At 47.4% G+C, this 14,135-nt stretch carries 11 protein-coding genes; 7 read left to right on the top strand and 4 right to left on the bottom strand.

Annotated elements, in window-relative coordinates; all coding sequences use genetic code 11:
* Positions 1 to 122: 122 nt before the first annotated feature.
* A complete protein-coding gene (gene rdgC / locus LY387_RS13345; RefSeq protein WP_042476158.1) occupies positions 123 to 1,031 on the bottom strand; it encodes a recombination-associated protein RdgC in 909 nt (302 codons plus the stop codon).
* A gap of 194 nt (positions 1,032 to 1,225) precedes the next feature.
* On the opposite strand from rdgC, the gene phoB reads away from it, so the two are divergent.
* The 3 genes from phoB to LY387_RS13330 are packed head-to-tail and all read left to right on the top strand — an operon-like array spanning position 1,226 to position 4,198.
* On the top strand, positions 1,226 to 1,915 hold the full coding sequence (phoB, locus tag LY387_RS13340; RefSeq protein WP_042476161.1) for a phosphate regulon transcriptional regulator PhoB: 690 nt from the start codon (positions 1,226 to 1,228) through the stop codon (positions 1,913 to 1,915).
* 19 nt (positions 1,916 to 1,934) lie between these two features.
* On the top strand, positions 1,935 to 3,233 hold the full coding sequence (gene phoR, locus LY387_RS13335; protein ID WP_234494461.1) for a phosphate regulon sensor histidine kinase PhoR: 1,299 nt from the start codon (positions 1,935 to 1,937) through the stop codon (positions 3,231 to 3,233).
* Positions 3,233 to 4,198 carry a PstS family phosphate ABC transporter substrate-binding protein gene (locus LY387_RS13330; RefSeq protein WP_234494460.1) on the top strand — a complete coding sequence of 322 codons (966 nt, stop codon included), beginning with the start codon at positions 3,233 to 3,235 and terminating at the stop codon, positions 4,196 to 4,198. Before phoR ends, LY387_RS13330 begins: the two co-directional genes overlap by 1 nt.
* 58 nt (positions 4,199 to 4,256) lie before the next feature.
* Here the strand turns inward: LY387_RS13330 and ppx are convergent, their stop codons facing one another.
* Together ppx and ppk1 are read right to left on the bottom strand one after the other, a co-directional pair.
* Positions 4,257 to 5,792 carry an exopolyphosphatase gene (gene ppx / locus LY387_RS13325; RefSeq protein ID WP_234494459.1) on the bottom strand — a complete coding sequence of 512 codons (1,536 nt, stop codon included), beginning with the start codon at positions 5,790 to 5,792 and terminating at the stop codon, positions 4,257 to 4,259.
* Positions 5,746 to 7,878, bottom strand: a complete 2,133-nt coding sequence (ppk1, locus tag LY387_RS13320) for a polyphosphate kinase 1 (RefSeq protein WP_234494458.1) — start codon at positions 7,876 to 7,878, stop codon at positions 5,746 to 5,748. Before ppk1 ends, ppx begins: the two co-directional genes overlap by 47 nt.
* Before the next feature lie 285 nt (positions 7,879 to 8,163).
* On the opposite strand from ppk1, the gene LY387_RS13315 reads away from it, so the two are divergent.
* From LY387_RS13315 to phoU, 4 genes are read left to right on the top strand one after another with little or no spacing between them, the layout of a single operon-like run.
* Positions 8,164 to 10,332, top strand: a complete 2,169-nt coding sequence (locus tag LY387_RS13315) for an ABC transporter permease subunit (protein WP_234494457.1) — start codon at positions 8,164 to 8,166, stop codon at positions 10,330 to 10,332.
* 20 nt (positions 10,333 to 10,352) lie between these two features.
* Positions 10,353 to 11,999 carry a phosphate ABC transporter permease PstA gene (pstA, locus tag LY387_RS13310; RefSeq protein WP_234494456.1) on the top strand — a complete coding sequence of 549 codons (1,647 nt, stop codon included), beginning with the start codon at positions 10,353 to 10,355 and terminating at the stop codon, positions 11,997 to 11,999.
* Between the two features lie 2 nt (positions 12,000 to 12,001).
* Entirely contained in the window at positions 12,002 to 12,820 is an 819-nt protein-coding gene (gene pstB / locus LY387_RS13305) for a phosphate ABC transporter ATP-binding protein PstB (protein WP_234494455.1), read from the top strand.
* A gap of 38 nt (positions 12,821 to 12,858) precedes the next feature.
* Positions 12,859 to 13,554, top strand: coding sequence for a phosphate signaling complex protein PhoU (gene phoU, locus LY387_RS13300; protein ID WP_128647928.1), 696 nt, complete (start codon positions 12,859 to 12,861; stop codon positions 13,552 to 13,554).
* A 5-nt stretch (positions 13,555 to 13,559) separates the two neighbouring features.
* On the opposite strand, the gene LY387_RS13295 is transcribed toward phoU, so the two are convergent.
* Positions 13,560 to 14,048 (bottom strand): DUF481 domain-containing protein, encoded by a 489-nt coding sequence (locus LY387_RS13295; protein WP_234494454.1) that lies wholly within the window; start codon positions 14,046 to 14,048, stop codon positions 13,560 to 13,562.
* Between the last annotated feature and the right edge of the window lie 87 nt (positions 14,049 to 14,135).

Here is a 14,135-nt window from a genome sequence, read left to right as displayed (position 1 = left end):
CACCTAATGGCACTAAGGGGCGCAAATTTTACGCTAGTATGGGGAGATTTCCAAGTTTTGAATCAAGCTCGCTGCTCTAGAAGTATGGGTACGATTGAGAAGCGAGCTTAGTAAAGAAGGGGTTATTGCTTAGGTAGGCCGCCTAGTGCGTCATACAGGTTAGGCAAGAAGGCACCAAATTCACCACATAGAAGTGAGAAGTCTGCGTCGATACGAGCTGCAGCGTCTTCACGTGGGATATCATCGTTTTGATCCTTCAACTCGTCGCTGAACTTCAAGCGTTTAATGCTGCCATCATCAGCCAAGACAAATTCGATACGGTCTTGCCAGTTAAGCGCCAGCTTAGTCACAAACTTGTTGGCTTCAATGTGACCCAAGATTTCGTCGCTAGACAGTTCTTGTTTCTTACAACGGATAACGCCGCCATCTTCAAGAACTGATTTCAACTCCGCTTCATCAAGAAGGTTGAAGCCGGTTGGTGCTTCGCTGGTTTTTACCCATTCTGTCAGCGTATTTTCGATAGGCTGCTCTGGGAATGCCGGGATAACCGGTAGGCTACCCATTGTTTTACGCAGCAGTGCAATCACATCTTCAGCTTTCTTATAGCTGCTGGCATCAACAATCACAAAGCCTTCTTTTGGCATGATAAGCAGGTGAGTAAGATTACTGCGGCTAAACGCGCGTGGCAGAAGATCAATGATGATTTCGTCTTTAAGATCGTCTTTCTCTTTCTTCTTGAGAGGGCGACCTTCTTGAGTTTCAAGTGCTTCTACCTTGCTAGCCAGAGAGTCTTTGATAACCGACGCTGGTAGCATTTTCTCTTCTTTTTTCGCGCACAGTAGAATTCGGTTTTCAGAAACATGGGTCATCATATCGCCATGTTTACCCAATGCCGTGACCCAACCAAACTTCTGTTTGTCTTGGCTACCACAAGGTGTAAAGCGAAACTCTTCAAGCTGCTGCTCTAGCTTATCTGCATTAAACTCGAGTTCCTTGTTGAATCGATAGACCAAACAGTTTTTAAACCACATATTACTCTCACCTTTAGAATAGATAGCTGCACATGATAGGCAATTTTCCTTAAATTGTCCTAGCTTAAATCTCGATTATCGCAATAGATCTTGTGCGAAAGTTATATTAAAAATTGTTTTCAATGGTCACAAAAGTGTCATAATAATTCTTGATAATGCATGAAGTTGATTAGATTCCAAAAGGTTATTCAGATATGTCTAGAAGGATCCTGGTTGTTGAGGATGAAGCACCAATTCGCGAAATGCTGTGTTTCGTACTAGAGCAGAAAGGCTACCAAGCTGTTGAAGCTGAAGATTACGATACAGCAGTTAACAAACTGGCTGAACCTTACCCAGATCTTGTGCTACTTGACTGGATGTTACCTGGCGGTTCGGGCATTAACTTTATCAAACACATGAAGCGCGAAGAGCTGACTCGCAACATTCCTGTTGTGATGCTAACAGCACGTGGTGAAGAAGAAGATAAAGTACGCGGCCTAGAAGTTGGCGCCGATGACTACATCACTAAACCATTCTCGCCAAAAGAGCTGGTTGCTCGCCTCAAAGCGGTAATTCGTCGTGTGACGCCAACAGCACTTGAAGATGTGATTGATGTTCAAGGTCTTAAGCTTGACCCTGTGTCTCACCGAGTGACTGCCAATGAACAGCCTCTAGACATGGGACCAACCGAGTTCAAGATGCTCCATTTCTTTATGACACACCAAGAGCGTGTATACAGCCGTGAGCAACTACTTAACAACGTATGGGGTACGAACGTTTACGTTGAAGACCGTACTGTCGACGTTCATATTCGTCGCTTACGTAAAGCTCTTGAATCAGCAGGTCATGATAAATTGATTCAAACCGTTCGAGGCGCTGGCTACCGATTCTCAACCAAGGGCTAGCATCGAACTGGAGAGGTAAATGGTTGAAAGGTTAACCTGGAAAAAGCTGGCCTGGGAGCTGGCTTTTTTTTACACCCCATGGATCGTCGTCGGGTGGATATTTGGATACATGCCGTGGCTGCTTTTGGTTGCCACGGTTTTGCAGTTGATGTGGCATCTACATAATCAGTTGCGTTTGTCTGCTTGGCTGTGGGATGAAAAACGTCTTACACCACCATCAGGCACTGGTAACTGGGAGTCGTTGTTCAATGGCATTTATCGCCTTCAGCAAAGGCAGCGCCGCAAACGAAAAGAGCTTACTAACCTGATTCGCCGTTTTAAGAATGGTGCAGAATCCTTACCCGATGCCGTTGTCGTATTCCGCAGCGAAGGCAACATCGTTTGGTGTAACAAGTTAGCTCAACACCTTCTAGGTTTCCGTTGGCCGGATGATTCAGGGCAGCCGATTTCGAACCTGATCCGCACGCCAGACTTTATCAAGTACCTGAACAAACAAGATTTCTCAGAGCCTCTAGAAATGCGTTCTCCACTAAACGTAGAACGCATGCTTGAGCTTCGTATCGTGCCATATACTGAGGGTGAACACCTGATGGTGGTTCGTGACGTTAGTCAGCTCAAACAGCTTGAAGGTATGCGTCGTAACTTCTTTGCCAACGTCTCTCATGAGCTGCGTACACCAATGACCGTACTTCAGGGTTATCTTGAGATGACAGAAGATCCGGATATGGTCGTGGGACCTATGTGGACCAAAGCTCATGGTGTGATGACTGAGCAGCTCAACCGTATGAACAGCTTGGTCAATCAGCTGCTTACGCTATCTAAGATTGAAGCGGCGCCTATGCATGAGTTGGATGAAGTCGTGAATGTGCCTGCTATGCTGGAAGTGCTTGAAAAAGAAGCGGTAAGTCTCAGTGGTGAAGAAGGACACAAGATCAGTTTTGACGTTGATAATAGCCTGCGTGTCTTTGCCGATGATGATCAGCTGCGCAGTGCGATTTCAAACCTGGTCTATAACGCGGTGAAATACACGCCGCCAGGTGCGAACGTAAAAGTCCGTTGGTATCAATCATCGCAGGGTGCTCACCTGGAAGTTGAAGATACTGGAGATGGTATTGAAGCGCAGCACCTTCATAGACTGACGGAACGATTCTACCGAGTAGATAAAGCGCGCTCTCGTGATACCGGGGGCAGTGGACTCGGGCTTGCGATTGTAAAACACGCACTCTCGCACCATGACTCACACTTAGAAATACAGTCAGAGGTTGGCGTGGGAAGTAAGTTCTCATTCATCCTTCCAGAACGTTTGGTCGTTCAATAATGAGACTGTTAAAGCGCGTTCCAACGCTTGTTGCTCTCTGCGCTCTCATCGCAGGGAGTGCTTTTGCCGACGACCTGCCTAAATACAGCAAACTCTCAGGTGTATCGGGAAACCTCTCTTCAGTGGGCTCTGACACGCTATCAGGCATGACTACGCTCTGGCTGGAAGAGTTTAAGAATATCTATCCCAACGTAAACCCACAGATTCAGGCATCTGGCTCTTCTACGGCTCCGCCAGCTTTAGCCGAGGGTACGGCTCAGTTTGGACCTATGAGCCGAAAAATGCGTGCCAAAGAGGTCGAGGCGTTTGAGCGTCAGTACGGCTACAAGCCAACGGCACTGCGCGTGGCGATTGATGCCATTGGTTTGTTTGTTCACACCGATAACCCTATTGAAGGGCTTAACTTCAAGCAGTTGGATGCGATTTTCTCATCGACGCTCCGCTGTGGTGGCACCGAGTATCTAAGAACTTGGCATCAATTAGGTATCGAGACTCCCTGGAATGAAAGAGCCATCCAAATCTTTGGTCGAAACTCTGTCTCAGGGACGTATGGTTACTTTAAGGATAAGGCGCTTTGCGGTGGCGACTTTAGACGTAACGTCAATGAGCAGCCGGGTTCAGCGTCAGTGGTTCAATCTGTTGCGTCATCGATTAACACTATTGGTTACTCGGGGATTGGTTATCAGGTGTCTGGTGCCAAATTAGTGCCCATTGCCAATCATGGTGACCAATACGTATTGCCGACTCAAGAAAACGTGCAATCTGGACGCTATCCGTTGTCTCGTTTTCTGTATGTGTACGTCAACAAAGACCCCAATCGCGACCTCGCTCCTATTGAAGAAGCCTACATTCGATACATCTATTCGAGGGAAGGGCAGCAAATTGTCTTGAAGGATGGCTATGTGCCAGTCAGTAGAGAATTTGCACAAGGTGAACTTGCTAAAGTTGGGCTTGGCCTAGACTAGGTAATCAATGTTTGAGACGGTTAATGATAAAAAAGCGGCGCATTAGTGCGCCGCTTTTTTATTGGATTTCGAGTTGCCAGCCAGCAGATTCCCAGTATGCTTGCTCGGTCTGCAGATCTGCCTGAAGCAGCTTGTTTTGCTCCAGCCAGTCAGCTTGTTCACTGCTCAGCAGCCATTTATCTTCTTCGATACTCAGCGTAAGAGGAAGAAGCTCTTCATTGCGCTGTCCATTAACCAAGATCGATAGGCGCAGTATGCGAATCAAGCCTAAGATGTGTTTTTTCTTAAACAGCGTGAACTCAGGAAGCTCTTGCAGCTTTAGGGATTTGCGCTGAAAGCGGGCTAAGGTCGCTAGCACCAGTTGCTGCTCACTATTAAACCCCGGCATCGTGGTGTGATTAAGAATGTAGCTTGAATGTCGATGAAACGCCTGATAGCTGATGCTCAATCCTACCTCATGCAGCAGAGCGCTCCATTCAAGTAGGCTGAATAGCTCACTTTTCTTTTTAAGCCCCAATGCTTCATAGGTTTGACTCAAGAACTCATTCGCCTGTCCACGTACTTTCGCAGCATGCTCTAGGTCGACAAAGTGTTTGGCTGCCAGGTTTTCGGTGGTGCGCATGCGAATGTCGGAGCGCTGGAAGTGCTCTTCCATCTCGTAGAGTAGGCCTTCACGCAGTGCACCTGGCGAGAAATGCATTTCACGGATTTTAAGGCTTTCAAATATCGCTGTCAGTATCGCTACGCCCGCAGCAAAAACGGGTTTACGCTCAATGGTTAGTCCTGAGAGCGCAATGTCGTCGATGGAGTCAAACTCGCAGAGTTTGTCGATGAGCTTATAAAGGCGCTTATTGGTGATGATGCCATCTTCATTCCCTAGCCCAACAAGAACCTCTTTGATTGCCTTTATGGTGCCCGATGAGCCAAGAGCAACCTCCCAGCCTTTTTTCTTGTAGCGGGGAGAGAGGGCCTCTAAACGTTGCCTTGCGGACAAGATGGCTTTAGTGAAGTTTTTTGATGAGAGTTTGCCGTTAGCAAAAAACTTATTGGTGTAGCTAACGCAGCCCATCTGTGTGCTGTTTAGCAATACAGGTTCAAAGGCTTTACCGATGATGAGCTCGGTACTACCGCCACCGATATCGACCACAAGTTTAGAATTCGACTCAGTTTGGGTGTGCGCCACGCCTGTGTAGATCAAACGTGCTTCTTCTTCGCCGGGAATGACCTCGATAGGAAAGGGGAGTACCTCTCGAGCGCGCTGTAGAAAGATATGAGCGTTGTTAGCAATTCTCAGGGTATGTGTGGCAGCAATGCGGACGTTATCCACCTCAAAGCCTTGTAGACGCTCTGCGAACATAGCGAGGCACTCGAGTCCTCGCTCAATCGCTGCATTGTCTAGATTCCCTTCGGCATCTAATCCCGATGCCATGCGCACGCGCTGCTTGTGTCGACTGACGAGTTGAAGATCTTGTCCAACGACCTTTGCAACCACCATGTGGAAGCTATTTGACCCGAGGTCTATAGCGGCCACATCCTTGGCTACGACTTCATTGTTCGTCTGGTCTATCGTGTTCGTGTCCTTGGTTTGACTCATACTGCTCTAGTTGTTCTTTGTTTTTTCTTGTTTGCTTCTCTACCTGTTTAAGATAGTCGTAAATAGCAATTTGTGAACGAACTTTCTTGCGATTACCGCGTGGGACATAGGTATTGCTCATCTCTTTATCTAGCCAACGCGCCTTCACCGTGTCGGTAAAGTGAATATTGACGATATCGATAATGCGCTGTTTTAAGCGTTCGTCACGCACAGGTGCTGCCACCTCAATACGGTGATCGATGTTTCGAGTCATCCAGTCCGCTGAGGAAATGTATACCTGTGGGTCGCCATCATTGTGGGTAATGATAACGCGAGGGTGTTCCAAAAAGCGATCTACGATGCTGATAATTTTGATGTTATCACTGACGCCTTCCACTCCCGGTACCAAAGAGCACATGCCGCGAATGATCATATTGATTTTTACGCCTGCGTTGCTCGCCCCGTAAAGCTTGTTCACTAACCCTTTGTCGACAAGGTTGTTCACTTTGAGTGTCAGTGCTGCCTTTTTGCCGGCTTTAGCGTTAGCTATCTCCGTATCGATGAGTCGGTACAATTGTTTGCGTGAGTTGCGCGGAGAAACTATCAGGTGATTGAATCGCACTGGGCGGTATGGGTTCTCGATGTAGCCAAAGACATTGCGGACTTCATCTGTGATCTCTTGATCGGCTGTTAGTAGCGAGAAGTCGGTGTAGATGCGTGCGGTTTTTTCGTGGAAGTTACCAGTACCGACGTGGGCATAGCGAACGATTTCTTCGTTTTCACGGCGACTAATGAGTAGTAGCTTGGAGTGGATTTTTAAACCCGGCGCACCAAAGATCACATGTACCCCATTTTCAGTGAGTACCTTTGACCATTCAATATTGGCCTCTTCATCAAATCGAGCTTGAAGCTCCACCACTACTGTGACGCTCTTGCCATTGTGAACTGCATCGATCAGCGAGTTCATGAGGCGAGAATCCTTCGCGACACGGTAGATATTAATTTTAATACTCAATACTTTAGGGTCGAAAGATGCTTGGCGCACAAGCTCAGTGATGTGTTCAAAGGTATGGTATGGGTAATAGAGCAGAATATCTTGAGCGCGAATTGCGTCAAAGGTGTTGTCGTACCCATCAAAGTCAGCGCTGCGCATTGGTGGCAGTGGCTTGTTTTCTAGATACTCGCGGCCCACATTTGGGAAGCCAATAAAGTCTTTGAAGTTGTGATAACGACCACCGGGAATCAAGCTGTCGTAGTTGGAGATACCAAGCTTGTCGCATAGGGTCGTGAGCATGGCTTCAGGCATCTCTCGCTCATACACAAATCGTACGGGCATCGCGGTTAAGCGCTGGCTAACCCCTTCAGACATTTGCTCGAGCAGGCTGTGTTCCACCTCATGGCTCAGGTCGTATTCTGCATCACGGGTCATCTTCATGGCATAGCCACTAAGCTCATCGTAATCGAAAAAGCCACGGAAGATATCGTCTAAGCAGTAACGAATAATGTTATCGAGCAGTATGATGGTTTTACGGCGTTTGCCTTTTTGCTCTGGGACCATGACGAAGCGCGGGAGGTGATCGGTTGGGATCTCCAAGATCGCGTATTTGGATGCCTCGTCTTTTTTCATGTCCACAACAATATAGGCGTACTCGTCTTTTAGGAATTGCAGTACGTCGATATCATCTTTGAGCATAAGTGGGGTAATGTGAGGAAGCACTTCCTTCATGAAGTATTTCTTGACCCACTTCTGCTGCGTTTCGTTGAGCTGGGTTTCGTTGACAAGGAAGATACGGCGACGTGCCATTTCAAGAATGAGTTCGTTGTAGAGCTCATCAAAGCGCAGGTTCAGTTTTAGTGCTTTGCTCTGCATCTTACCGAGCAGGTGTTTTGAGTTGTCGTTCACACCACGGTCTTGATTGATCAATATTCTGCGTTTTACATCTGAGAAGCGTACTTTGTAGAACTCATCGAGGTTATTGGAGAAGATCCCTAGAAAACGGATTCGCTCAATTAACGGAACGGTTTTATCCGCCGCCTCTTGCAAGACTCGTTCATTGAAAGATAACCAACTTAGCTCTTTCTCGATATACAGTTTTTCTGCGCTCATACACTCAACCACCGACACTTTTCACTCACCTTAAGTTGCTGATGAGTGGGATGTAAGACTAATCTGATCGTGAACCTTAGAGATTGTATATGACATTTTTATTTCAAAAAGCGTGCAACGCGGCACAATTCATTATTTTCAGCATGTTAGATGCTATGTAATATAACTGTCATCTGAACGACATATTATGTTGAGGCAATTCGTGCATGCTGTTCATTAGCCTCAATCCCTTGGTGGCAAACGCCTCAAACACTCATACTGCATCAAAGAGAACGAACGTAAACTATGGCAACGGCCAAATTTTCACTACATACCAAAGACAGAAAACGCCTGATTAAAGATCGCCTCGTGCGTTGGATCGTTTCATTTGGTGGATTGAGTGTGCTGGCAGGTTTGATCTTTATCTTCGTTTACCTCGCCTTTGTGACTTTGCCGCTGTTTTCAGAGAATGAAGTGACGTGGCGTGAGCGTAGCCAAGCTGTCAATATCCAATCAGGACCTGAGTTAAGTATAGTCAGCGACAGTGGCAAACATGCGGCTTACTTCTATCGTGACGGCACTATTGTTGAGCAGTCACTCGTCTCGGGCTCACAAACGTCCTCTCAATACCTTGAACAAGGTGTGTCGGTGCAATCTTCAGGTTCGAAGACATTACTGATAAAAAATGATGCGCAGCAATGGATGGCAATTAATCCAAAATTTCAGGTTGACCCGAGCAGTGGGGACGCCAAACTCCTCATTGAAACGCCTGCTGAAAAAGATTGGTTTACGATCAATGAACCTGCTTTAATCGATGCCGTTGTTACCAAGCAAATCAAGGCCATTGCTTCAGTTGATAACCAAGGGTTTGTGCATCTTGATATACGTGATACTGCGACGGATGCAGAATTCAGCTCTTTCTCAACACTCGGCCCTATTGAAGATGCGAGTGATATCATAGTCACCCCAGACGCGAAGACCATCTATGTAAAAGCGGGGAATAGCTTAGCGGTTATCAACCGCGAGCCGCAGGCTCTAAACGTTCGTGAGATCATCGATCTATCAACACCAAATGGGGCTCAAGCGACGCATATCCAATTGTTGTCGGGTGCCTACTCCTTGTTGGTTCAATACGACAATCAGCAGGTATGGCAATGGTTTGATGTTTTAACCAATGGCGAACGAACGTTGACGCCAGTCCGCTCCTTTCAGTTTGATGCGGATATTGTTGCCTTAATTCCAGAAACCATGAGTAAAGGCTTTGCTGTTGTATTGGATGATGGTCGTTTCCAAACCCTATATACCACCAGTGAAAAGTTGGTGACGGAGAGCCAGCTGCCTAAAGGTGAGCCAAAGACATTCGCTATTTCGAATAACAATGATCATGCGTTGTTGGTTACCGGAGAGCACACTTTTACCGCGTTCATCCCTAACGATCACAAAGAGATTTCATTCAGCGCGCTGTGGCAAAAGGTGTGGTACGAGAGTTATCCAGAGCCTGAATTTATCTGGCAAACTACCGCTGCATCTGACGATTTTGAGGGTAAGTACAGCCTAGTGCCTATCGCTTTTGGAACCATTAAGGCGGCAATGTTTGCGATGTTGTTCTCAGTGCCGATTGCTGTATTTGGTGCCATTTATACAGCGTATTTTATGTCGTCTAAAATGCGTAAGGTCGTCAAGCCTACCATTGAGTTGATGGAAGCTCTGCCCACAGTCATTATCGGTTTTTTGGCGGGGTTGTGGTTTGCGCCTATTGTCGAAACACACCTTCCAGCAATCCTTCTTCTGCTGGTGGCGCTGCCTCTGCTATCGCTGCTTACTGGCGCAGTCTGGTATGCGATCCCTAGAGCCTACACCTCTAAATTACCGAGCGGACTTCATCCGTTTACTCTGATTCCGGTGATCATCACCGCTATCTATCTCGCGATGACCTTCTCAAGTGATATGGAAGTGATGTTCTTTAACGGCGATGCGAGGGTATTCTTAGCTCAGCATGGCATTGATTTTGACCAGAGAAACGCCCTAGTCGTTGGCTTTGCGATGGGGTTTGCTGTGATCCCAACCATTTTCACTATCGCTGAGGATGCGATTTTCTCCGTGCCAAAACACCTTTCGGACGGCTCTTTAGCGCTGGGCGCAACCCAGTGGCAGACTTTGATTTATGTTGTGCTACTTACCGCCAGTCCCGGTATTTTCTCTGCGGTGATGATGGGGTTGGGTCGCGCTGTGGGTGAAACCATGATTGTGTTAATGGCGACAGGTAATACTCCGATACTCGACTGGAACATCTTTGAGGGTATGCGAACCTTGTCGGCTACCATGGCGGTTGAGTTGCCAGAGTCGGAAGTAGGCAGCAGTCATTATCGCTTGTTGTTCTTAATCGCTTTGATCTTGTTTAGTTTTACTTTTGTTGTGAACTCGCTAGCTGAGTGGGTGAGACAAAGACTCAGGGAGAAATACAGTGCGCTGTAGTCATCGAAAGGAGCCCAGCTATGTTTAAGTGGCTCAAATCTGGTGCGCCTTGGGTTTGGCTAACAGGGGGCGCGGTAAGCATCAGTCTGATTTCCGTATTAGGACTACTGCTGCTCATTGGTTGGCGCGGTCTTACCTATTTCTGGCCGGCTCCCTTATATCAATGGCAAGATGATAACGGCTCAGCATTAATCGGTCAGGTGTATTCGAAGACTTGGGTGCCGACTTATAACATTCCGAATGCGAACGAACTGCTGCCTCAAGAGGTTTTAGAAGCCGGAAAGGTGGAGCGCTATAGCATCAAGATAGCTAACCGAGATCTTTACGGTATTGATTTTGTCTCGCTGCTTTCCTCCGAGCTTCATCAGCAGCAAACCCCGAGCGACTTAGTGGTTATTGAGCGTACGCGTGGCGGTGACTTTTTCGGACGAATTCTGGCTCTAAAAGGTCCGCAGGGTGAGGTTAATACGTCGCTGGAAAGCTTGCTCAGAATAGAGCTTAGCCAGATTGAAATGACCAGAGATCAAATCGACGCCATTATCGAGAGAAGGCTTAAAGGCCTGAACCATCAGCTTGAGGCTCTGCGTCTTAAGCAGCGTCGAGACAAACTCAACGGTGTGCTCACCGATGAACTAAGTGAGCGCTATCAGCAGCAAAATGCGATTATCCGCCAGCAATTGAGCCAAACGGAAGTTGAGCTTGATGAACTGCGCGCTGAGCTAGCGAGTAAGGTTTTGGTCGTTGAAGATATGCGCGGCGAGCGTTTAGAGATTGGACTTAACCGAGTGCTCGATTTCTGGTACCCCAACCAAATGAACTACCCAGATAAGCTATCTCATTGGGGGGGACAGGTATGGAAGTTTCTTTCCGATGAGCCACGTGAGTCGAACTCTGAAGGTGGTGTGTTCCCCGCGATCTTCGGCACCGTATTGTTGGTAATTATCATGTCGGTCATGGTGATGCCGCTTGGTGTATTGGTTGCGGTCTATCTACATGAATACGCCGAAAATAACCTACTCACTCGGATGATACGGGTCGGGGTTATTAACCTTGCTGGTGTACCTTCTATTGTTTATGGTGTTTTCGGCTTAGGCTTTTTTGTTTACACCATAGGTGGCTCGATAGACTCATTGTTTTACGCTGAGCGCTTGCCTGCACCTACATTTGGTACGCCAGGGCTGTTGTGGTCGTCATTGACGCTCGCCATTCTCACGCTACCTGTGGTGATTGTTGCCACAGAAGAAGGTTTGAATCGAATTCCGCTATCGGCCCGACATGGATCGCTTGCGCTGGGGGCAACCCAATCTGAAACGCTCTGGCGTATCGTTTTGCCTATGGCAAGCCCTGCGATTATCACTGGGCTTATTTTGGCGGTTGCGAGAGCCGCTGGCGAGGTAGCACCTCTTATGCTGGTGGGTGTTGTGAAACTGGCTTCCAGCTTACCGGTTGATTCCCAGTTCCCGTTTTTGCACCTTGAACGCAAATTTATGCATCTGGGTTTTCATATCTATGATGTCGGTTTTCAGACGTCTAATATTGAGGCGGCAAGGCCATTGGTTTACGCTACCTCTTTCTTGCTGGTGACCGTTGTCGTTGGGCTAAACTTAACCGCAATAGCAATACGAAATAACCTGCGCGAAAAATATCGCACATTAGGACAAGATTAAGCATGTTTTCTATCAACCAAACTTTGGGCTATCCAACGCCTTTAGATGTGAACAACCTAAGCGATGATCAAACCGCCATCGCTATTGAAAACTTGAATCTGTACTATGGCGATAAGCAGGCGCTAGATAATGTGTCGATGCGTATTCCTAAAGGACAGGTCACTGCGTTCATCGGTCCTTCCGGGTGTGGCAAGTCGACCCTTCTGCGCTGCATCAATCGAATGAATGATCTGATCGAAGGCTGCACTGTCGAGGGCAAGGTGAAGTTGCATGGTGGTAATGTTTATCACCCTAAAGTCGATGTGGCGACACTGCGTCGCCGTGTGGGCATGGTGTTCCAAAGGCCGAACCCCTTCCCTAAGTCGATCTATGAGAATGTCGTCTATGGTCTTAGGCTGCAAGGGGTGAAGAACAGCCGTAATCTCGACGATGCTGTAGAGCGTTCACTGCGTGCAGCAGCGCTATGGGATGAAGTAAAAGACCGTCTTCACGAAAATGCGTTTGGACTCTCTGGTGGTCAGCAGCAACGCTTGGTCATCGCGCGAGCTATCGCCATTGAGCCAGAAGTACTGCTCCTTGATGAGCCGACCTCGGCGCTCGATCCTATTTCTACCCTAACCATTGAAGAGCTGATTAACGATTTGAAAACCAAGTATACGGTTGTGATCGTTACCCATAATATGCAGCAAGCCGCGCGCGTTAGTGACCATACTGCGTTTATTCATTTAGGAAAACTGGTAGAGTACGCGGATACAGATACTATATTTACTTCACCGATTGAAAAACAAACGGAAGACTACATCACTGGTCGATACGGCTAATGAGACTAGCCTTAGTTTAAAACAGGAAACCTTCACACATGCATTTTGGTCGTCACATCTCAGGTCAGTTTAATGCCGAGCTTGAGTCTATTCGTACCCATGTTTTGACCATGGGAGGCTTAGTGGAACAGCAGTTGTCGTTTGCGATGCAAGCATTGCACAAAGACGATATTGAGCTCGCCCGCAAAGTGGTACGAGATGACCATAAGGTGAATGCGATGGAGGTATCTATCGATGAAGCCTGTACTCGTATCATCGCTAAGCGACAGCCGACGGCGAAAGATCTTCGTTTGGTTATGGCGATCATCAAAACCATTACCGATCTAGAGCGTATTGGTGATGTTGCCACACGCATCGCTTATGTTGCTATTGAGCAACCATCGACGAAGCATCAAAAGTTTCACGTCTCCTTAGAGCCGCTGTGCCGCCAAGCGATTGCAATGTTGCATCAGGTATTGGATGCCTTTGCTCGTATGGATGTGGATGCGGCAGCAGAGGTGTACAAGTTAGACGATAAGTTGGATGCTGAGTATGAAGCTGTAATTCGTCAGTTGATGACTTACATGATGGAAGACCCAAAGAATATCCCAAATATCCTTCAGGTCATGTGGTCAGCAAGAGCGATAGAGCGTGTCGGTGACCGCTGTCAGAACATCTGTGAGTACATCATCTACTTCGTTAAGGGCAAGGACGTACGCCACCTTGATGAGAAAGCGATAAACGACATTCTGTAGCTAAGTTAGAAGCGCCCAACCACACCAAAGTTGAGTGAAAAGTGTGAGCCCATTGAGATAAAGGTGTTGCTCGCACCAAACACGTCGTAGTCAAACCCCGTTCTCAGACCAAAGCTTGGATTCAGCATATAGACATACCCTGCACTGATGCTAAGTCCGTTTGCATCTCGGTGTGAAAGCTCACTATTGGTGCGTTTCTCACCTCGATAATTGGCTACTCCAATCTCTGCCTGAAGACCATAGTTTTCTCGGTCGCCAAACATGTGCTGTAGACCGAGACGATATGAGTTGATTGTCTCATCGTAGCGGTCAGTGTCGTAGTATTTGTGGGCATAACTGAAATAGACCGCATCCATTCCTAACGCATCCGCAACGCCAAGCTGTATCCCTGCTCCATTGAATACGCCGATTTTGACATCGGGTGACACATGAATACTCTGCGCTTGTGCACCCATCGATAACGCGGCACAGAGTGGAAGTAGTAGCTTTTTCATAGTAATACCTAATCACAGACAAACAGGAAAGTGCGCCGATGGTAGCGGCTTTGCTGATTGGTGACTAAAAAGCGTCGCTAATAGCGT

The sequence above is a fragment of the Vibrio maritimus genome, assembly GCF_021441885.1.
In the GTDB taxonomy this organism is placed as follows: domain Bacteria; phylum Pseudomonadota; class Gammaproteobacteria; order Enterobacterales; family Vibrionaceae; genus Vibrio; species Vibrio maritimus_B.
This window is presented reverse-complemented; position numbering and strand designations above follow the sequence as displayed.